This is a genomic window from Flavobacterium sp. ACN6 (assembly GCF_002304005.1).
In the GTDB taxonomy this organism is placed as follows: Bacteria; Bacteroidota; Bacteroidia; order Flavobacteriales; family Flavobacteriaceae; genus Flavobacterium.
Map to the genome: position 1 here is coordinate 83504 of NZ_MRCQ01000002.1, position 18741 is coordinate 102244.

Sequence of the window (18741 nt, forward strand, 5' to 3'; positions counted from 1 at the left end):
AAAAGGGATGAGTTTTAGAAACTCATCCCTTTTTTATATATTCTAGATTCCTAAAAGAAAACCTCCGAACCTTTGTAACTTTGACCCTTTGTCCCTTAACTAGTCATTCATCGAAATCAAAAACTCTTCGTTATTTCTCGTTTTCTTGAAACGGTCATTTACAAAATCCATAGATTCTACTGGGTTCATATCTGATAGATATTTACGCATGATCCACATTCTTTGCAGTGTTTTTTCGTCTAACAATAAATCATCACGACGTGTACTTGACGATGTAAGATCGATTGCTGGGAAAATACGTTTATTAGCTATCTTACGATCTAATTGTAATTCCATGTTACCCGTTCCTTTAAATTCTTCGAAGATCACTTCGTCCATTTTCGAACCTGTTTCTGTTAACGCAGTTGCGATGATACTTAATGAACCACCATTTTCTACATTTCTAGCAGCTCCAAAGAAACGTTTTGGTTTTTGCAATGCATTTGCATCAACACCACCGCTCAATACTTTTCCAGATGCTGGCTGTACAGTATTGTAAGCTCTTGCTAAACGAGTAATAGAATCTAATAAAATCACCACATCGTGACCGCATTCTACCAAACGTTTTGCTTTTTCAAGCACTATATTTGCGATTTTCACGTGTTCTTGTGGTTCTCTGTCAAAAGTAGAAGCAATAACTTCACCACGAACACTTCTCTGCATATCGGTAACCTCCTCAGGACGCTCGTCGATAAGAAGAACAATCAAATAAACTTCAGGATGGTTTGCAGCAATTGCATTTGCAATATCTTTAAGAAGCATTGTTTTACCCGTTTTAGGCTGTGCAACGATCATACCACGCTGTCCTTTACCAATTGGTGAAAACAAATCAATAATTCGGGTCGAAACAGAACTGCCTTTTTCAGCCAGTTTGAATTTTTCTGAAGGGAAAACTGGCGTTAAGTGTTCGAAAGAAACTCTATCGCGAACCACTTGCGGATCATGTCCATTAATTTTTAATACACGAACTAAAGGAAAAAACTTCTCTCCTTCTTTTGGAGGGCGAACCACCCCTTTTACTGTATCTCCGGTTTTAAGACCGAACAATCTAATTTGCGAAGTTGATAAATAAATATCATCTGGAGAAGCTAAATAATTATAATCAGAAGAACGTAAAAATCCGTAACCATCAGGCATCATTTCAAGAACACCTTCACTTTCAATAATTCCGTCAAACTCAAAGTCTGAATCTCTGAAATTATTGCTTTTTTTATTTTTATGATTAGGATTTTGGTTGCTGTGATTCCCATTTCCGTTTCCATTGCCATTCCCGTTTTGATTTGGATTCTGATTCGGGTTAGGATTTTGATTTGGGTTTTGGTTCGGATTCTGGTTTTTATTTTGATTCGGATTGATCTTTTTAACTGGAGCCGCTTGTGGAGCTTTCTCTGCCGCTTCCGTTTCAGCTGTCACTTCAGAAGTAACTGGTTCAGAAGGTTCTTCAGTTGAAGTTTCCGTTTCTGATACCACTTCTTTATCTTTCTTAAGAGCAACTTTTTTCTCGTATGCCGATTTACTGAATTTTACAATTTTAGGCTCTTTTTTTCCTGCTGGTGCTTTATCTTCTTGTACCGCCGGCGCAGCTTCTTCAATTGGCTGAGCTGTTGCAGCAGTATCGTTTTTTTGAACAGTTTCCTCTACTTTATCAAATTCTAAAACGGGAGTATTTTTGGTATTTGCTGCTTTAGTTTTCACTGGAGCAATTCTCGCTCGCTTTGGTTTTTCGTCTTTTGAATCAGAAACTGCTTCTGTTTGAGGAGTTACCGCAGGCGCAACAGTGCTTTCTTGATGTGCTAAAATCTGACTAATTAAAGTCTCTTTTTTGACACCATTAATCTTTATTGTTTTAGCTGACTTAGCTATTTCTTGAAGCTCGGCAAGCTTCATTTCTTTTAATGCAGAAATATCAAACATGAATGTTCTATGAATTTAATTATTTTAAAGGAAATACTGTAAAAAGAATAGGTAGATAATTAATTTGAATTGACCGCAGTATGAAGTGCTTACGGTATTATGATGCAATAATACGAATAAAATTTTATCATACAATAGTATTTTAAAAAAAGAAAATATATTTTTGTAAAACATTTTTAGATCATGATACAAAGAATTCAAACTGTATATTTATTTCTGGCTTTTGCTGCAACTGGCATTTTAATGCTTTTTGTTCCGCTATGGACAACAAGTGCAGGAAAACCGTTCTTTTTTATGCAGGATCAGGTTTACGCCGTTTTGTTAGGCTTAACAACAATGTTGAGTATTATTAGCATTATTTCATTCAAAAAAAGACAAAATCAGTTTGTGCTAAACCGACTGAACATAATATTAAATTTAATTTTATTAGGATTATTTGTATATCGATCACTAAATTTATCTGGAGAGACTGAAGTCTCTGAGAAAGGTATTGGGATGTTTCTACCAATTGTTGCTATCGTGTTATTAGTTTTAGCTAATAAGGCCATCAAGAAGGATGAGGATCTTGTAAAATCTGTTGACCGTTTGAGGTAAACCTATAAACTTAATTTATGTGCGAAGAAGAACCCGAATTTGATTCGGGTTTTTTTTCGCCTTAAAACGAGATAATTGTAAGATAATTTTCATAATTTTGCAATTAAATTAGTTTCTAAAAATAATGACTCCAAAAATAAAAATCCATCTTGCAGATGATCATCAGGTTTTAATTGATGGGCTGTCCAACTTGTTACAGACAGTTCCAAATTTTGAAGTCGCTGGAAGTTCGCTTGACGGCACTACCGTTTTTAATGATGTTGTTTTGCATGAAGCTGACATTTTAATTCTAGACATCAGCATGCCGAAAAAAGACGGCATTGAAACTTTAAAAGAATTTAACGAAAAACAATCAGCCTGCAAAGTCATTATTTTATCTAGTTATGACGATTTAAAAATCATTAAAGAAGTAATGAAATTGGGCGCAAAAGGTTATCTCACCAAAAATTGCGCAGGCGAAAACATTATTGAAGCTGTAAATGCCGTCTATCAGGGACAAGAATATTTTAGTGACGCCGTTAGAGAAAAAATCTTCAACACTTTTAAGGATAATCCAAAAATGAATCACAATGCGGTTATCGAAAATCCCATTTTAAGTCCGCGTGAACTCGAAATAATTATATTAATCGCTTTGGAATACAGCGGTAAAGAAATTAGCGAAAAACTTTTTATAAGTTCACATACTGTAGAAACGCATCGCAAGAATATCATGAAAAAGCTAAACATTAAAAGTTCAATTGGTTTGGTAAAATATGCTCTCAAAAACAATTTGATTAATCCATAAAAAACATCTTTTTATGTTTGGTCTTAACTTTTTTATATCGCTTCTTTTCTCTTTGGCTGCCAAAGGGACTTTCGTTTCACATCAATACCGTTTTGCAAACGCTCAAAATATAACTTCGACAGTTCAAACTGAAAGAAAATCAATTGCAAATCAAATTAATACAACTGATCAGTTAAGAAATAAAAAGATAGTAAGCTTAGCAATATTACTAGTCGTTATTATTTTCTTTCTATTTTATTTTCTGTATCAGAACAATAAACTAAAACAAAAAATAAAACGAAAAGACACCAAACAAAAAATCCTTCTTGACATCATTAATTCTAGTATTGACACACAGGAAATAGAAAGAAAAAAAATTGCTTCTTTTCTACACGATAATATTAATTCGCTTCTTTCATCTGCTGGACTGCATTTAAATACTTTTACAGCGCAGCATGAACTAAAATCTGATGAAATACAAAAAGCCAAAACCATATTATCAGAAGTACACGAACTTTTAAGAGATATGTCTCACGATCTTGTTCCTTCTCTTTTAGTTCGTTTTGGATTGATTTACGCGTTGGAAGATTTATGCGAAAAAAACTCTAATTCTGCCATTCAATTTGAATTTTCAAGTTCTATTTCGACCAGCAGAAGATATGTAGAAAAGTTTGAAATGAAAATCTATTTCATTGTCAGCGAACTCTTCAATAACATTATAAAACACAGTGAAGCTAAAAAAGCACGACTTTCTTTGGTTGAAAAAAACAATCAACTCCTCTTAACGATTCACGATGACGGAATTGGTTTTCGAACTCAAAAACTAAAAGAAGCAGAAGGTTTTGGCTTAAACCGAATTAGAGCTCGAATTAAGAAATACAAAGGAACTTTAACCATCGTATCACGAGAAAATGAAGGCACTAAAATTAAAATCCAGATTCCATTGCCGCATTAAAGTTATTTTGCTCCAATTTCAATAATTTCTAAATCTTTGATTTTATCATCATCAATTACAAATCGAAGCATTGTTCGCACTTTATGAAAACCGCTTTTCCCTGCCGCACCCGGATTCATATGTAGTAAATTGTTTTTCTTATCAAACATTACTTTTAAAATATGCGAATGTCCGCAGATAAAAAGTTTGGGCGGATTCGCAGCCATTTCTTCTTTAATATTCGGATTGTATTTTCCAGGATAACCGCCAATATGCGTAATCCAAACCGAAACATTTTCGCATGAAAAACGATTGTTCAACGGAAATTCCATTCTCGCTTTTGCATCATCAATATTACCATAAACTGCTCTAAGCGGTTTTAGTTTTTTTATGGTATCCGTAACATTCAAATCCCCAATATCTCCAGCATGCCAAACCTCATCGGCCTGATTAACATATTTTAAAATAGTATCATCAATATGACTGTGCGTATCAGAAAGAAGAAGGATTTTTGTCATTTTTTTGAAAAGTTCAAAGTTTGAGAGAGACAAAGGTACAAAGGTTTTTTCTTTAGAAACGCACGACAGCACGTCTTTAGTGCTGTTTTATATTAACTTTTTCCAATCTAGGGTTAGACGCACTGCAGTGCGTCTCTACAGATACACATCACGGAAAACCTTTGAGCCTTTGCCACTTTGAACCTTTGTAACTAAAAAGAAAAACTTAGAACCTTGAAATTTCCAATCTGGCGTTAGACGCACTGCTGTGCGTCTCTACAGATACACGTCACGGAAAATCTTTGAATGTCTCTCTGAACCTTTGAACCTTTGCCTCTCTGAACCTTTTTTCGTACCTTTGCGCCTCTGAACCTTTGAACCTCTACAGTGAGATATTTTATTCAATTTGCTTATAACGGAACACCTTATCATGGCTGGCAGATACAGCCCAATGCCTCTTCTGTTCAGGAAACTTTAAATAAAGCTTTTTCGGTTTTACTAAATGATACCATCAGCATTATGGGCGCTGGAAGAACAGATACTGGTGTTCATGCAACTGAAATGTTTGGTCATTTTGATACAGAAAAGAGTTTTGATGTTCCTGCTTTAGTTCATAAACTGAATTCTTATTTACCAAAAGATATTGTCATTTTTGATATTATTCCTGTCCATGATGATGCACATTGCCGATTCGATGCAAAAAAAAGAACGTACGAATATCACATTAATACCGTTAAAAATCCGTTTTTACAGGAATTGAGCTGGTATGTAAATCAGAAATTGGATGTCGATTTAATGAATGAAGCAGCGCAGTTATTATTGAAACATACCGATTTTCAATGTTTTTCAAAAGTAAATACAGATGTGAATACTTTTGACTGTACGATTTTTGAGGCATTTTGGAAACAAGAAAATTCAAAACTAATTTTTACCATTTCCGCAAATCGGTTTTTGAGAAATATGGTTCGGGCAATTGTGGGAACTTTAATTAATATTGGTTTACACAAAATTACGCTAGCAGATTTTGAAAATATTATTGCCAGCAAAAGCAGGGAAAAAGCTGGGTTTTCAGTTCCGGCGCATGGTTTATATTTAACCAATATTTATTACGATTATTTATAAGCTGTAGGCTTTAGGCTTTAAGCAGTAAGCTTTTAGCACTTTATTAAAAAGCCTACTGCCTAAAGCTTATAGCTTAAAGCACCAAAAAAAAATGAAAGCAAAAGCATTTGATACTGGATTATTCAAACGAATTTTAAAATATACTAAGCCTTATAAATGGCGTTATTACGGCGTAATCATATTTGCCGTTTCGCTGTCTATTTTTGCAGCACTGCGACCTTATTTACTTAAAGAAACGGTCGACGGATACATCAAAACTCACGATAAAATGGGATTACTATCTTATATCATCTTGATGGGCGTGGTTTTATTAATGGAAGTTTTCTCGCAGTTTTACTTTGTATATTGGGCAAACTGGCTCGGGCAGGATATTGTAAAAGATATCAGAACGAAACTTTTTAAGCACATTTTGAGTTTCAGAATGAAGTATTTTGATTTGGTTCCGGTTGGGCAATTAGTAACTCGAGCGGTTTCAGACATTGAATCAATTGCGCGTATTTTCAGCCAAGGTTTATTTATGATTATAAGTGACTTGATGAAAATGTTTGTCGTGCTTATTTTTATGTTTTACATGAACTGGAAACTGACTTGGATTGTGGTTCTTGCTATGCCTATTTTGGTTTTCATTACTAGAATTTTCCAACGCAAAATGCAGGTCGCTTTTGAAGAAGTAAGAACACAGATTGCCAATATGAACTCTTTTGTACAGGAGCGTGTAACGGGAATGAAAATCGTACAGCTTTTTAACCGTGAAAAAATCGAAGCTGATAATTTCAAGGAAATTAATAACAAACATCGAGTGGCGTGGATTAAAACCATTTTATACAACTCGATCTTCTTCCCTATTGCCGATATTATTTCGTCTATTACTTTAGGATTGGTTGTGGTTTACGGCGGTTTTAGAATTTTGAACGGAGATCATTTTACCACTTTTGGAGATTTGTTTTCGTATACAATGTTTATTGGAATGCTTTTTAATCCGTTAAGACAAATTGCAGATAAATTTAATGAGATGCAGCTGGGAATGATTGCTGCCAATCGTGTTTTTGATATTATTGATACGCAGGATCATATTCAGGATACTGGAAAAATAGAAGCACCTGTTTTTAACGGAAGTATCGAATTTGAAGCAGTTCGTTTTAGTTATATTCCAGAAGAGGAAGTGATAAAAGGTATTGATTTATCTGTTTCCGCGGGACAAACTGTTGCTATTGTAGGTTCTACAGGCGCAGGAAAATCAACTATTATTAATCTGCTGAATCGCTTTTACGAAATTAACAGCGGAACGATTTGTATTGACGGCGAAAATATCGAAAATTACACTTTGGCTTCACTTCGAAAACAAATTGCGGTGGTTTTACAAGATGTGTTTTTATTTGCCGATACGATTTACAATAACATTACGCTGCATAATCCAGAAATTACCCGCGATAGGGTAATTGATGCCGCAAAGAAAATTGGAGTACACGATTTTATTATGAATCTTCCAGATAATTATGACTTTGATGTAAAAGAGCGTGGTGTAATGTTATCCTCGGGACAAAGACAATTGATAGCATTTTTACGTTCCTACGTAAGTAATCCGAGTATTTTGATTTTGGATGAAGCAACTTCTTCTATTGATACATACTCTGAAGAATTGATTCAGCGCGCAACAGAAACGATTACAAAAGGAAGAACTTCTATTATAATCGCACATCGTTTGGCGACAATTGTAAATGCAGATAAGATCGTAGTAATGGACAAAGGACTAATTGTTGAACAAGGTACACATCAGGAATTATTACATAAAACTGACGGCTACTACAAAAACCTGTACGATTCGCAATTTTCAGTAGCTAATTAACTTGCAAAATCACCTACTTAATTAATCCTTAAAACCTTACAAATACTTAAATGGTAAAAATACAATCATTGATTGTTTTAGGGCAAAATGAATTTAACATAATTCATAAATATTAGCTGTATTCTTACAAACAAATAAGTATGTTTGAAAAATAAATAATCATTTTTAAAAATACCATGAAAAAAAATTACTAATTACCGTTTTATTTTTAGCCTTTTCGCTTAATGCGTTCTCTATGCAAATTTTTATAAAAACTTTGACTGGGAAAACAATAACGCTTGAAGTTGAATGTTCAGATACTATCGATAATATTAAATCTAAAATACAAGATAAAGAAGGAATTAATCCTAGTTGTATAAGGTTAATATTTGCAGGAAAACAACTTGAAGATGGAAGAACATTATGTGATTATAACATTCAAAAAGAAATTACAATGCATATGGTTCTTAGCAATCCTTGTATGAATTAATTGTTTCTTAAAAGAAGATGATAATATGTTTGAATACATTTTAAGACCGTATTTGGATACATGTATTACTTCGTTTCAAACATAATATAAGTTTAAAATAATGGGGTTTGGCTTTCAATTAAGCCAAACCCTTTTTTCAAATATAGTTAAGAACTAATCAGAAATTAATTCTAATTTTTACTCTTTTATTTTAAATTCGGCACGAAATCTATTAAGTAGAAAGGAAATCAAACAATTTAAAAACTGGTTCAACCTGCAATTAACAATTCGTTATCTTAAAATTTACACTTACTGTAAAATAAAAAACTGCACAATTCCTAATTTGTGATTCAAAATCCGATTAAAAACTATTATAATCGTTTTAAAACGTTAAATAAGCGTTATAGAAATCATAAAATTGACATTTCACAATCAATTGTATAGCAGTAATTTTTGGTTTATTATTTATCTTTGAGAATACAGAATACAGAAATCAAATGTAAAAGAATATGCCACAAAATAGATTTTATCCAGACGAACAGTTTAAAGAAATAGAAATAAACGCCTCATTACAATTAAGATACGCCATTTCAAACAGAGGCCGTTTAATTAGTTTTACCGACGAAATTGAAAACGGTCGAATCTTAAAAGGCGGATTAAGCGACGGATATCCAACTTTCCGTTTTAAGGTTAAAAAAGACGATAAAATTGTCAACAAATATTTGTTCTTATACAAGTTAGTTGCCCAATATTTTATCCCAAAAGATTCCGAAGAACAAACTTATGTACTTCATTTGGACTACAACAGAAGTAATGACGATATCCGCAATTTACGCTGGGCGACAAAACAAGAAATGATGGCGCACAGCCGTAAAAGCCCAAGAGTGATTCAGGCGAAAAAAAATCTAATCGAACACAATCTTAAAGCCGACGGAAGAAAATTAACAACAACGAAAGTAATGTTAATCAAAAAAATACTTGCCCGTCCAGAACAAAAAACACGTCTTAAAATGATCGCCAAACAATTCGGCGTAAGCGAAATGCAGATCAGAAGAATTGCCAGCGGTGAAAACTGGGGCCATGTGAAGATTTAATTATCAATTGATAATTAACAATTTGTCATGCTGAGCGAAGTCGAAGCCAACGTAAGGAATTCCGGTAAAATTTAAAATTATATTAGCCACAGATTAAAATGATTAACACTGATTTTTAAAATCTTTTTAATCCTTATTAATCTGTGGCATATTTTTTTATTTTCAAAACAACTTCACATTATGTACTAAAGACTAAGAACTAATTACTAAGAACTAAGAACTAAAGACTAAGAACTAAAGACTAAGAACTAAAGACTAAGAACTAAAGACTAAGAACTAAAAACTAAAAACTAAAAACTAAAAACTAAAAACTAATCACTAAGAACTAAGAACTAATCACTAAGAACTAATTACTAAGAACTAATCACTAAGGACTAAAGACAAATCACTAAGGACTAAAGACAAATCACTAAATCACAAAAATCAATTCAGAATTCACAATTTGCAATTCACAATTCCTTCAGTTTCTGTGAAAAGACCAAAATCTGCAGCGCTAAAAACAAATTTTCAGGTGTTGATTTAAAATAAATCCTTAAATTCGCAAGCACAAATAACAAAAGAAAAAATCGAGAAATGAGTTTCGGAAATATAAACTTCATTTTCGGTAGTTAATATTAAAAACCAAAAAAATGAAATACGACGTTATTGTTTTAGGAAGTGGTCCTGGCGGATATGTTACAGCAATTAGAGCTTCACAATTAGGCTTCAAAGTAGCTGTAGTTGAAAAAGAAAACCTTGGTGGTGTATGTTTAAACTGGGGATGTATCCCAACAAAAGCATTATTAAAATCGGCTCAGGTTTTTGACTATTTAAAACACGCTTCTGACTACGGATTAAAAGTTTCTGAATTCGATAAAGATTTCCCAGCAGTAATTCAACGCAGCCGCGGTGTTGCTGAAGGAATGAGCAAAGGAGTTCAATTCTTAATGAAAAAAAACAAAATTGACGTTATCGAAGGTTTTGGAAAACTAAAACCAGGAAAAAAACTTGACGTTACTGATAAAGACAATAAAGTTACAGAATACAGCGCTGACCACATTATCATCGCTACTGGTGCTCGTTCTCGTGAGTTACCAAATTTACCTCAAGATGGTGTAAAAGTAATTGGATACCGTCAAGCAATGACACTGCCTACACAACCAAAATCTATGATTATCGTTGGTTCTGGAGCAATTGGAGTTGAGTTCGCTCACTTTTACAATTCAATGGGAACAGATGTTACTATTGTAGAGTTTATGCCAAACGTAGTTCCTGTAGAAGACGAAGACATCTCAAAACAATTTGAGCGTTCTTTGAAAAAAGCTGGAATTAAAGTAATGACAAATTCATCTGTTGAGCGTATCGATACAACTGGTGCAGGTGTAAAAGCATTCGTTAAAACTGCAAAAGGAGAAGAAGTTCTTGAAGCTGACATCGTACTTTCGGCAGTTGGAATCAAAACAAATATCGAAAATATTGGTTTAGAAGAAGTTGGAATTGCTGTAGACAGAGATAAAATCTTAGTAAACGCTTACAACGCAACTAACATTCCAGGATACTACGCAATTGGAGACGTTACTCCAGGGCAGGCTTTAGCTCACGTAGCTTCTGCAGAAGGAATCAACTGTGTTGAAAAAATCAAAGGTTTACACGTTGACCCAATCGATTACGGAAACGTTCCTGGTTGTACTTATGCAACTCCAGAAATCGCTTCTGTAGGTTTAACAGAAAAACAAGCTAAAGAAAAAGGATACGAATTAAAAATTGGTAAATTCCCATTCTCAGCTTCTGGAAAAGCAAAAGCGGCTGGAACTCCAGACGGATTTGTAAAAGTAATTTTCGACGCTAAATACGGAGAATGGTTAGGATGCCACATGATTGGTGCTGGTGTTACAGATATGATTGCTGAGGCAGTTGTAGCTCGTAAACTTGAAACTACAGGTCACGAAATCCTTAAATCTATCCACCCTCACCCAACAATGAGCGAGGCTGTTATGGAAGCTGTAGCTGATGCTTACGGCGAAGTAATTCACTTGTAAAAATAAACCGTTTTACGGTTATATATAAACTTCAATTTAATCAATCCGATTTGCTTTCGCAAATCGGATTTTTTTATACCCATTTTTAATAAAAATTTAATTGTTTTATAAATTAGGAATTTTATATTTTAATACTATTTTCGTGCTAAAAATTAATCTAACCAATTACAAAAAACAAGTATGAAAAAATTAATCCTATTTATAATCTTAGGAGTAACTATTAATGCAACAGCTCAAGAAGCTAGTGTAGAAAAATCAATCTTTTCAGTGCAAACAGGATTTGCAGGACTTTGGCTAAACAACGAATTAAAACTTGCTAATGCAATTGCTTTACGAAGCGAAATTGGTATCGAACACGACTTTGCAGTTGGAGACCATTATGACGACGCTGGTTTTATTTTACAGCCTGTATTAACTGCAGAACCTAAATTTTATTTCAATTTGAAAAAAAGAAATGCCAGGGGAAGAAATATTTCAAATAACAGCGGTAATTACATTTCGCTAAAAACAAGTTATCATCCAGATTGGTTTGTAATTAATTTAGATGATAATATCACTAAAAATGCAGATTTATCCATAACGCCAACATGGGGAATGAAAAGAGCGATAGGAGATCATTTTACTTACGAAGCTGGTGCAGGAATTGGATATAGAATGGTATTTATTAAAGCAAATTCTAATTTTGGAAACGCACAAAGTGTCGATAATTTTGATTACACAAAAGAACAATTCTTACTTTATTTTCATTTAAGAATAGGTTATACCTTTTAAGAAATTAACTTGTAAATTTTATACAATCCGATTTGTTAATGCAAGTCGGATTTTTTTATGGCGTGTCCCTCCGGGTCAGGCTGTCCGCTATATCTTTTATGGCGTCCCGAAGCTTCGGGACCGCCATAAAAGGATGCCGCTCCCATCCTTCACGCAAATCGTTTTCAAAAGATCTTATACATTTATTTGAAGCTATGATATATCAACCAGTTTTGATAAAGAAATCTCCAAAGCATTTGCAACTTCCAGCAAAGTATAAAGTGTCGGATTAACTTTTCCGTTTTCAATTTTTTCAATAGATTGACGATCTTTATTACATGCTCGCGCCAAGTCAGACTGGCTCCATCCTTTCACTTCTCGCAATTCAATAATTCTTTGGCCTATTTTCTTTTTTAGAATATCCCGTCCCATAAATCAAATGTCATATAATTTGCTGACAATTTTGTCATACAAAAAGCTTACATATTGATTTTTATAATATCTTTGTCGTATAATTATATGACAAATGAAAGATTATAGAAAATTAAAAATTCATAGCAAATATCAAGAAAGAAATTATAAATACATTACAATTCCATCAATAAAACTGGAAGGAAAATGGCTTGAAAAACTTGGCTTTATGAAAGGCCAGACAATAATTGTCAAACAAAATAAAAACAGACTGACAATTACTCTGGAAAAAAATCAAAAATGATTGAATATCATTTTACTGAAAGTACTAAAAAGATTACTTTTATAATTCATTTATAAATATGCATTCTTATGGAAGAAACAAAAATATTCTACGCCGACGGAGAAAATCCAAAAATGATTGAAGCTTACAAAAAAGCACAAGATACCTTTAAATATTTCTGGAGAGAATTGTCCTGGGAATACCGCCGAATAGTCCCGGGACTTGATGTTGCGTGTGTAAAACTGGCTTTCACACAAGAAATTGATGATGAAACCGTAGTAGAACACATGTGGATCAACGATGTAAATTTTGACGGCGAAAACATATACGGCGTTCTCCTAAATGATCCCGATGAATTGACGAATGTAAATAACGGAGACGAAGTTCAAATTCCTGTTAATCAAATAAGCGATTGGTTATTCGCCATTGGCGGTAAAACATACGGAGCCTTTACCATTCAGGCAATGCGTTCTGAAATGAGTGAAGAAGAAAGAAATTCACACGATGAAGCTTGGGGATTAGACTTTGGCGATTTTAATGATATTTTAGTTGTTAACGAACAAAAAGAAAAACCAGAAAATATCATAGAACATCCGATGAGTATAAATATGAAAGAAAGTCTTATCGAATTCGTGAAAAATAATCCAGAAGAAATTACTGCGCAAGACGAATTAGGTTATACTTTTTTACATCGTGAAGCAATCGCTGGAAATCAAACTTCTGTAGAAGTTTTATTAGAATCGGGAGCAGATAAAAATAGTAAAACGCAGAGCGGAAAAACAGCACTCGATTTTGCGAAAGAACTAAATTGGGAGCATTTACTTCCTCTTCTTCAATAAGAATCTTTAAAATCCGATTTAGTACTAAATCGGATTTTTTTTTGTCTTACTATCAACAATAAATATTAATTTTTCATAACATTTTCAGCAGTAAATTTTAATAATAAAGAACTAGTTTTGCAGCGCCTCAACCTTATATCTGCCATGAAAAAATTAGTATTTATTTTTACCCTTGTTCTTTTGTTACCCAATTCTTTTTTTGCACAAACAAAAACAGAAACGTCGGCCATTTTTGCCAAATCTTATGATTACGTAAATGACTTTGAAAAAATTCTTACCCAAAATCAGATCAAGGATTTAAGTAGTTTTTTAAAATCAAGCGAACCCAAAACGAACAGTAAAATACTTATCGTAACAACCCCTTCCATAATTCCATATACAGATCTAACCACTTATTCTTTAGATCTAGACAAATATTTGCTTTCGCAGTTAAAAATCGACTCTTCAATTTTAATTGTAATCAGCAAACAATTGCGACAGATTCAAATTCATGGCGTTGATAAAATTCGTACCAAAATGAGCGATCAGGAAATGAAAGATATTGTTTCTGTCTATGTAATTCCTGAACTAAAAAAAGGCGATTATTATAAAGGATTGCAGCAAGGCGCACTCCAGCTGGCGAAAAAAATAGAATAAAAACAAAGTCCGATCTGCAAAAGAAGTCGGAGTTTTTTATGTCATAAATTCATTTTTTGCAATAAAAATAATACCTTGTATACTCTTTAACTACAAAACGATAGAGATGAATTTAGAGGAATACAAAAAACAATTTTCAGAAGATGATGCAGTAGGATGGTTAGAAATCGACAAAGAATTTGACAGTCTTTATCCCGGTCAGGAACCCAAACATTTTGCGCCTGCACTTAGTTACATGCTTGGCGGTGATAGTCCACTGGACGGCGTGAGTTATTACGAAAGTAAAAATCAGGAAGATCATTATCATTTTGTCACTTACGGTTTTTCTGAATTGTATTACGATGAAGAAAAAGTCGACGGAGAATTTAGTAAATGGGGTTTTGAACTTACTTTTAGATTAAAACCATTTGAAGCAGATAACGAAAATCCAAGCTGGGTTGTGGCCTTACTTCAAAATATTGCCAAGTATGTTTTCGACAGCGGGAATTGGTTTGAAGAATATCATTACATGCCTGCAAACGGTCCAATTCGTCTCAATACAGATACAGACATTACGGCATTGATTATTGTAAACGATCCTGAAGTTCCAAAAAAACAGACGCCGCACGGTGAAGTTTCATTTTTACAAATCGTAGGAATTACTTCTGCAGAATTTGAACACATAAAAGCAAATCCGGGAACAGTCGAAGAATTGGCAAATAAATTAAAAGAAAACAATCCTTTATTAATTACCGATTTAAATCGAAAAAATTAAGGTCGAACAGTATTAAAAATGATCAATTACAATAACAAAATTTTTAAGCCTGTCAGCAATAGTGAAAATGGAGAAACTTCTGGCGAAACCGTATTTCATTACAAACAGCAGGGAAACATCTTAACCTCTCAGTATTCAGGAGGAAAAATCGTTACAGGACATTTAATTGGCTTGGTTGATGATGAAGGCATTATCGAAATGCGCTATCATCAAGTAAATGAAAAAGGCGAATTAATGACTGGAACCTGCACTTCTAAACCTGAAATTTTAGAGAACGGAAAAATACGACTTCATGAAATCTGGCAGTGGACATCTGGCGATCATTCAAAAGGAAATTCCATAATTGAAGAACAATAAAAACCAGAATATTTTCTAAAAAAGTAATCTATAAATAGTTTTCAGAAAAAAATCCGATTTGCGAAAACAAGTCGGATTTTTTGTTTTGGTCTGTTAAAAAACATTCAAAAGGCAATTATTTTAATAACTTTATGACTAAATAGTAAAGGCTATGAAAGAAATCTGCATTGTTGAGTTTCCATCAAATTTAGGTTTAAAAGAACCAAAACCAGGCAAAGAACCAGGCGTAAATCGTTTACCAGACTGGTTGTGGAAAAACAATCTGCATAAGGCTTTAAAAACGAACAATAGTATACGACTTGATCCTCCGAAATATTCGAATGTAAAAGATCCCGAAACTAAAATTTTAAATGCAGATTCATTAGTTACATACGCGAGAGAACAGGCTTATTTGATAAACAATTTAATTAGTGCCAATAAATTTCCATTTATACTTGGCGGCGACTGCAGTATTCTTTTAGGATCGGCGATCGCTTTAAAACAAAAAGGAAATTATGGTTTATTTTATCTCGACGGCCATACTGATTTTATGGATATTTCCTTGTCTGAAACGGGCGGTGCCGGCGGTATGGCAGCCTCAATTGTTACTGGAAACGGTCATCAAAAACTAACCAATATTCTAAACCTTTCTCCATACGTAAAAGAAGAAAACCTTTGGTGCGTGGGCAATCGGGAATATGACGATGAATACGAAAATGAAATTCGAAATTCATCTGCTGTTTACATAAGCCTTGAGGAACTCCGAAAACAAGGCGTAAAAAACTGCATTCAATCATTTCTTTCAGATGTTGAAAATAAAAAACTCGATGGCTTCTGGCTTCATATCGATGTCGATGTTTTAAAAGACTCGATAATGCCATGTGTAGACAGCAGAACTCCAGACGGTTTAACTTATGATGAATTTAATGAACTCACCTCCTATTTATTTCAAAGTGAAAAATTAAGCGGACTCGAAATAACTATTTTAGATCCAGATTTAGATGAAAGCGGACAATATACAAGAGATTTTGTACATCATTTAAGCACCACTTTTAATTTGTTTAAGAAATAAATTGTAAGCCTTAAAACATTAATCGAATATACCAAAAGACATTTCCAAATGAAGTTGAAGTTGATCTCTTTTATTATTACAATCTGTGTCTACGGCGTTTCTTTTTCGCAGGAAAATGCAGTAAAAAATTTCCAGATAAATTCTTCACCAAAAGAATCATTTCTGGACAGTGTAATTGAACCGCTTAAAAAAAATCAGCTGTACTTTGAAAAAGTATTTCTGCATACCAATAAAACCTCTTATTTTATTGATGATATTCTTTGGTTTAAAGCGTATGTTGGTGATATTTCCAATAAGCCTTCGCTAAAAACAACACGTGTCAATGTGAATCTTTTGGATATCAAAGGCAAACTAATTCAGAGCCAAAACGTTTTTATTTACAAAGGAACCGGAAAAGGACAATTTGTACTAAACGATTCCTTAAAAACGGGAGTTTATTATCTTGAGGCAGCGACAAATTATATGCGAAACTTTGGAGACGATAATACCTTCATTCAAGAAATAAATATTCTCAATAACATTTCTGAAAAACAAACCGCATTAAAGAATAAATATGACGTCCAGCTTTTTCCTGAAGGAGGTTATTTATTAGAAAATGCATCCAATACAATTGGTCTTAAATCCTTATTAAATGGAAAAGGAATTGATTATTCAGGAAAAATTACAAATACAAAAAATCAGGAAGTTGCCAGTTTTAAAAGTGAGTTTTTAGGAATGACAAAGTGCAGTTTTGTCTATGAGCCAAATCAGATTTATACAGCATCTGTCAATATTAATGATACTCTAATAAAAATTCAACTGCCTCTGGCTCAAAAGACAGGCATTCTTTTAAATGTGGACAATAATCAGTCGGAAAATCTAAAATTAAGTATTCAAACAAATCCTGCTTCAGAAATAAAAACCAACCGGTATAAACTCTTATTTCATCAAAAAAACAATATTCTGGATTATGTCGAAATTCAAAACTTAGCATCTTTAAATCTGGAACTCGACAAAAAAAACTTTTACAACGGCATTAATACAGTTACGCTTTTTAAAGATAATCAGCCAATTGCAGAAAGAAAATTTTACATCGAAAAAGAAACAGAGCCAACAATTGCGTTAGAAAAAACAAGCGTTGAAAATGATTCCATCAATTATAAACTAAAAATTTCTCAGCTTGGCCAAAACATAAATGCAAATTTGAGTACGTCAATACTGCCTCTAAACACATCCAATTATACGGAAACTAATAGTATCAAAAGTGCTTTTCTCCTGTCTCCTTATGTAAAAGGATATATTGAAAATCCAGCTTATTATTTCAATACAAAAAATGAGCAGCGAAATCAGCATTTAGATTTACTGCTGCTGACGCAAGGCTGGACTCAATTTACCTTACACGAAATGATTGCCGATTTAAATCCCGTTTATAAATATGATTTTGAAGCAGGATTTAAACTAAAAGGAAATGTATCATCTCTTCCTGCCAATCATTTGGCACTGCTTACAACAGACAATGTAATTATTGATAAAATATTTTTAAATGGAAAAAAAGATTTCAACTTCAATAACCTGCTTATTTATAAAGGAGATGCCGTTAAAATTTCTTTTGTAAACAATAACAGCGAAGCCTTAAAACCAGAAAAAATTCAGTTTGATATACCTCAAAAAGTATTGCTGCGTAATTTAAACATTGAAAGCAGAACAAAACAAACGGCTGTTTTAAACGAAGATTTATGGAATGATATGTATACAGCCGGCTCTATAAAACTGGATGAAATAACCGTTAATGCCAAAAACAAAAGGTATACAGACCGAAAAAAACTCATAAAAAAATACAAACCTTTGGTATTTGATATTGGGAAATATTTTGATTTAGAAATTGCACCACATTTTAAAAATAAGGATTTAATGTATTTTTTAAGTTTTGATCAGGATGTCAAATTGGTAAACTGGAAAGGTCAGGAAACCTATCTGGAAACTGGAATTGATAAAGAAGCCGCTTTGTATATTGATGGAGAACGCATTACAGCTGGTCAATTGTCTGGCGTTTCCTTACAAATAAAAGACATCGAAAATATTATGCTGCAGCCTATTAGAGGAAACAAAATTTTTCAGGTTTTTACAACTCAAAACTATAAAAATAATATTGTTGAACTTTTTAATGAATACGTAATCACGGACGGATTTGATAAAGAAAAAAAATATTATTCGCCCATTTATGCTTTCGATGCAGACAAATACAGCAATTGGACAGAAATCGACTGGAAACCAGACTTACAAACCAATAACAATGGTGAGCTGTTTTTTAAAGTTAAAGCAAATCCTCAAGGTTACTTATTTTTAATTCAAGGCTTTTCAAAAGATGGTTCTTTGATTTCAGAAAGTATCAAAATAAATAAAACTTAAAAT

Annotated in this window: 19 protein-coding genes; 16 read left to right on the forward strand and 3 right to left on the reverse strand. The window is 33.2% G+C overall.

Annotated elements, in window-relative coordinates; translation table 11 throughout:
- Nucleotides 1-99: 99 nt before the first annotated feature.
- Nucleotides 100-1953, reverse strand: a complete 1854-nt coding sequence (rho, locus tag BSF42_RS03295) for a transcription termination factor Rho (protein ID WP_095951703.1) — start codon at nucleotides 1951-1953, stop codon at nucleotides 100-102.
- Between the two features lie 183 nt (nucleotides 1954-2136).
- On the opposite strand from rho, the gene BSF42_RS03300 reads away from it, so the two are divergent.
- From BSF42_RS03300 to BSF42_RS03310, 3 genes are all read left to right on the forward strand, one after another.
- A complete protein-coding gene (locus BSF42_RS03300) occupies nucleotides 2137-2547 on the forward strand; it encodes a DUF4293 domain-containing protein (RefSeq protein ID WP_095951704.1) in 411 nt (136 codons plus the stop codon).
- Nucleotides 2548-2671: 124 nt separating this feature from the next.
- Nucleotides 2672-3331: a response regulator transcription factor gene (locus tag BSF42_RS03305; RefSeq protein ID WP_095951705.1), complete on the forward strand. Its 660-nt coding sequence runs from the start codon at nucleotides 2672-2674 to the stop codon at nucleotides 3329-3331.
- Nucleotides 3332-3344: 13 nt separating this feature from the next.
- Nucleotides 3345-4265 (forward strand): sensor histidine kinase, encoded by a 921-nt coding sequence (locus BSF42_RS03310; protein WP_095951706.1) that lies wholly within the window; start codon nucleotides 3345-3347, stop codon nucleotides 4263-4265.
- Between the two features lie 2 nt (nucleotides 4266-4267).
- On the opposite strand, the gene BSF42_RS03315 is transcribed toward BSF42_RS03310, so the two are convergent.
- Complete coding sequence (locus tag BSF42_RS03315) at nucleotides 4268-4762, reverse strand: metallophosphoesterase (RefSeq protein ID WP_095951707.1); 495 nt, start codon at nucleotides 4760-4762, stop codon at nucleotides 4268-4270.
- A gap of 366 nt (nucleotides 4763-5128) precedes the next feature.
- On the opposite strand from BSF42_RS03315, the gene truA reads away from it, so the two are divergent.
- From truA to BSF42_RS03345, 6 genes are all read left to right on the forward strand, one after another.
- On the forward strand, nucleotides 5129-5863 hold the full coding sequence (gene truA / locus BSF42_RS03320) for a tRNA pseudouridine(38-40) synthase TruA (RefSeq protein ID WP_095951708.1): 735 nt from the start codon (nucleotides 5129-5131) through the stop codon (nucleotides 5861-5863).
- A gap of 91 nt (nucleotides 5864-5954) precedes the next feature.
- A complete protein-coding gene (locus BSF42_RS03325) occupies nucleotides 5955-7709 on the forward strand; it encodes an ABC transporter ATP-binding protein (RefSeq protein ID WP_095951709.1) in 1755 nt (584 codons plus the stop codon).
- Between the two features lie 235 nt (nucleotides 7710-7944).
- Complete coding sequence (locus tag BSF42_RS03330) at nucleotides 7945-8178, forward strand: ubiquitin-like protein (RefSeq protein ID WP_095951710.1); 234 nt, start codon at nucleotides 7945-7947, stop codon at nucleotides 8176-8178.
- A gap of 488 nt (nucleotides 8179-8666) precedes the next feature.
- Nucleotides 8667-9251, forward strand: a complete 585-nt coding sequence (locus BSF42_RS03335) for an NUMOD4 domain-containing protein (RefSeq protein ID WP_095951711.1) — start codon at nucleotides 8667-8669, stop codon at nucleotides 9249-9251.
- 629 nt (nucleotides 9252-9880) lie between these two features.
- The gene (gene lpdA, locus BSF42_RS03340) at nucleotides 9881-11269 is read left to right on the forward strand and encodes a dihydrolipoyl dehydrogenase (RefSeq protein ID WP_095951712.1); all 1389 of its coding nucleotides are present in this window, start codon (nucleotides 9881-9883) and stop codon (nucleotides 11267-11269) included.
- A 180-nt stretch (nucleotides 11270-11449) separates the two neighbouring features.
- Nucleotides 11450-12040 (forward strand): hypothetical protein, encoded by a 591-nt coding sequence (locus tag BSF42_RS03345; protein ID WP_095951713.1) that lies wholly within the window; start codon nucleotides 11450-11452, stop codon nucleotides 12038-12040.
- Between the two features lie 192 nt (nucleotides 12041-12232).
- Here BSF42_RS03345 and BSF42_RS03350 read toward each other — a convergent pair whose 3' ends face one another.
- Complete coding sequence (locus tag BSF42_RS03350) at nucleotides 12233-12451, reverse strand: helix-turn-helix domain-containing protein (RefSeq protein WP_095951714.1); 219 nt, start codon at nucleotides 12449-12451, stop codon at nucleotides 12233-12235.
- Nucleotides 12452-12545: 94 nt separating this feature from the next.
- Here BSF42_RS03350 and BSF42_RS03355 point away from each other — a divergent pair, with 94 nt between their 5' ends.
- From BSF42_RS03355 to BSF42_RS03385, 7 genes are all read left to right on the forward strand, one after another.
- Entirely contained in the window at nucleotides 12546-12734 is a 189-nt protein-coding gene (locus BSF42_RS03355) for a SymE family type I addiction module toxin (protein WP_095951715.1), read from the forward strand.
- A gap of 68 nt (nucleotides 12735-12802) precedes the next feature.
- Nucleotides 12803-13552: a DUF2314 domain-containing protein gene (locus tag BSF42_RS03360; RefSeq protein WP_095951716.1), complete on the forward strand. Its 750-nt coding sequence runs from the start codon at nucleotides 12803-12805 to the stop codon at nucleotides 13550-13552.
- A gap of 144 nt (nucleotides 13553-13696) precedes the next feature.
- Nucleotides 13697-14188: a YgcG family protein gene (locus BSF42_RS03365; RefSeq protein ID WP_095951717.1), complete on the forward strand. Its 492-nt coding sequence runs from the start codon at nucleotides 13697-13699 to the stop codon at nucleotides 14186-14188.
- A 106-nt stretch (nucleotides 14189-14294) separates the two neighbouring features.
- Entirely contained in the window at nucleotides 14295-14942 is a 648-nt protein-coding gene (locus BSF42_RS03370) for a suppressor of fused domain protein (protein ID WP_095951718.1), read from the forward strand.
- An 18-nt stretch (nucleotides 14943-14960) separates the two neighbouring features.
- A complete protein-coding gene (locus tag BSF42_RS03375; RefSeq protein ID WP_095951719.1) occupies nucleotides 14961-15299 on the forward strand; it encodes a n-acetylglutamate synthase in 339 nt (112 codons plus the stop codon).
- A 151-nt stretch (nucleotides 15300-15450) separates the two neighbouring features.
- On the forward strand, nucleotides 15451-16350 hold the full coding sequence (locus BSF42_RS03380; protein ID WP_095951720.1) for an arginase family protein: 900 nt from the start codon (nucleotides 15451-15453) through the stop codon (nucleotides 16348-16350).
- A 48-nt stretch (nucleotides 16351-16398) separates the two neighbouring features.
- Complete coding sequence (locus BSF42_RS03385; protein ID WP_095951721.1) at nucleotides 16399-18738, forward strand: hypothetical protein; 2340 nt, start codon at nucleotides 16399-16401, stop codon at nucleotides 18736-18738.
- Nucleotides 18739-18741: the final 3 nt, after the last annotated feature.

Bases quoted from the DNA above. Each gene is read 5' to 3' on its own strand.
- BSF42_RS03345 (WP_095951713.1), top strand. From the start codon at position 11,450: ATGAAAAAATTAATCCTATTTATAATCTTAGGAGTAACTATTAATGCA.
- BSF42_RS03315 (WP_095951707.1), bottom strand. From the start codon at position 4,762: ATGACAAAAATCCTTCTTCTTTCTGATACGCACAGTCATATTGATGAT.
- BSF42_RS03325 (WP_095951709.1), top strand. From the start codon at position 5,955: ATGAAAGCAAAAGCATTTGATACTGGATTATTCAAACGAATTTTAAAA.
- BSF42_RS03375 (WP_095951719.1), top strand. From the start codon at position 14,961: ATGATCAATTACAATAACAAAATTTTTAAGCCTGTCAGCAATAGTGAA.
- lpdA (WP_095951712.1), top strand. From the start codon at position 9,881: ATGAAATACGACGTTATTGTTTTAGGAAGTGGTCCTGGCGGATATGTT.
- rho (WP_095951703.1), bottom strand. From the start codon at position 1,953: ATGTTTGATATTTCTGCATTAAAAGAAATGAAGCTTGCCGAGCTTCAA.
- BSF42_RS03355 (WP_095951715.1), top strand. From the start codon at position 12,546: ATGAAAGATTATAGAAAATTAAAAATTCATAGCAAATATCAAGAAAGA.
- BSF42_RS03310 (WP_095951706.1), top strand. From the start codon at position 3,345: ATGTTTGGTCTTAACTTTTTTATATCGCTTCTTTTCTCTTTGGCTGCC.
- BSF42_RS03330 (WP_095951710.1), top strand. From the start codon at position 7,945: ATGCAAATTTTTATAAAAACTTTGACTGGGAAAACAATAACGCTTGAA.
- BSF42_RS03305 (WP_095951705.1), top strand. From the start codon at position 2,672: ATGACTCCAAAAATAAAAATCCATCTTGCAGATGATCATCAGGTTTTA.
- BSF42_RS03335 (WP_095951711.1), top strand. From the start codon at position 8,667: ATGCCACAAAATAGATTTTATCCAGACGAACAGTTTAAAGAAATAGAA.
- BSF42_RS03370 (WP_095951718.1), top strand. From the start codon at position 14,295: ATGAATTTAGAGGAATACAAAAAACAATTTTCAGAAGATGATGCAGTA.
- BSF42_RS03300 (WP_095951704.1), top strand. From the start codon at position 2,137: ATGATACAAAGAATTCAAACTGTATATTTATTTCTGGCTTTTGCTGCA.
- BSF42_RS03385 (WP_095951721.1), top strand. From the start codon at position 16,399: ATGAAGTTGAAGTTGATCTCTTTTATTATTACAATCTGTGTCTACGGC.
- BSF42_RS03360 (WP_095951716.1), top strand. From the start codon at position 12,803: ATGGAAGAAACAAAAATATTCTACGCCGACGGAGAAAATCCAAAAATG.
- BSF42_RS03380 (WP_095951720.1), top strand. From the start codon at position 15,451: ATGAAAGAAATCTGCATTGTTGAGTTTCCATCAAATTTAGGTTTAAAA.
- BSF42_RS03365 (WP_095951717.1), top strand. From the start codon at position 13,697: ATGAAAAAATTAGTATTTATTTTTACCCTTGTTCTTTTGTTACCCAAT.
- BSF42_RS03350 (WP_095951714.1), bottom strand. From the start codon at position 12,451: ATGGGACGGGATATTCTAAAAAAGAAAATAGGCCAAAGAATTATTGAA.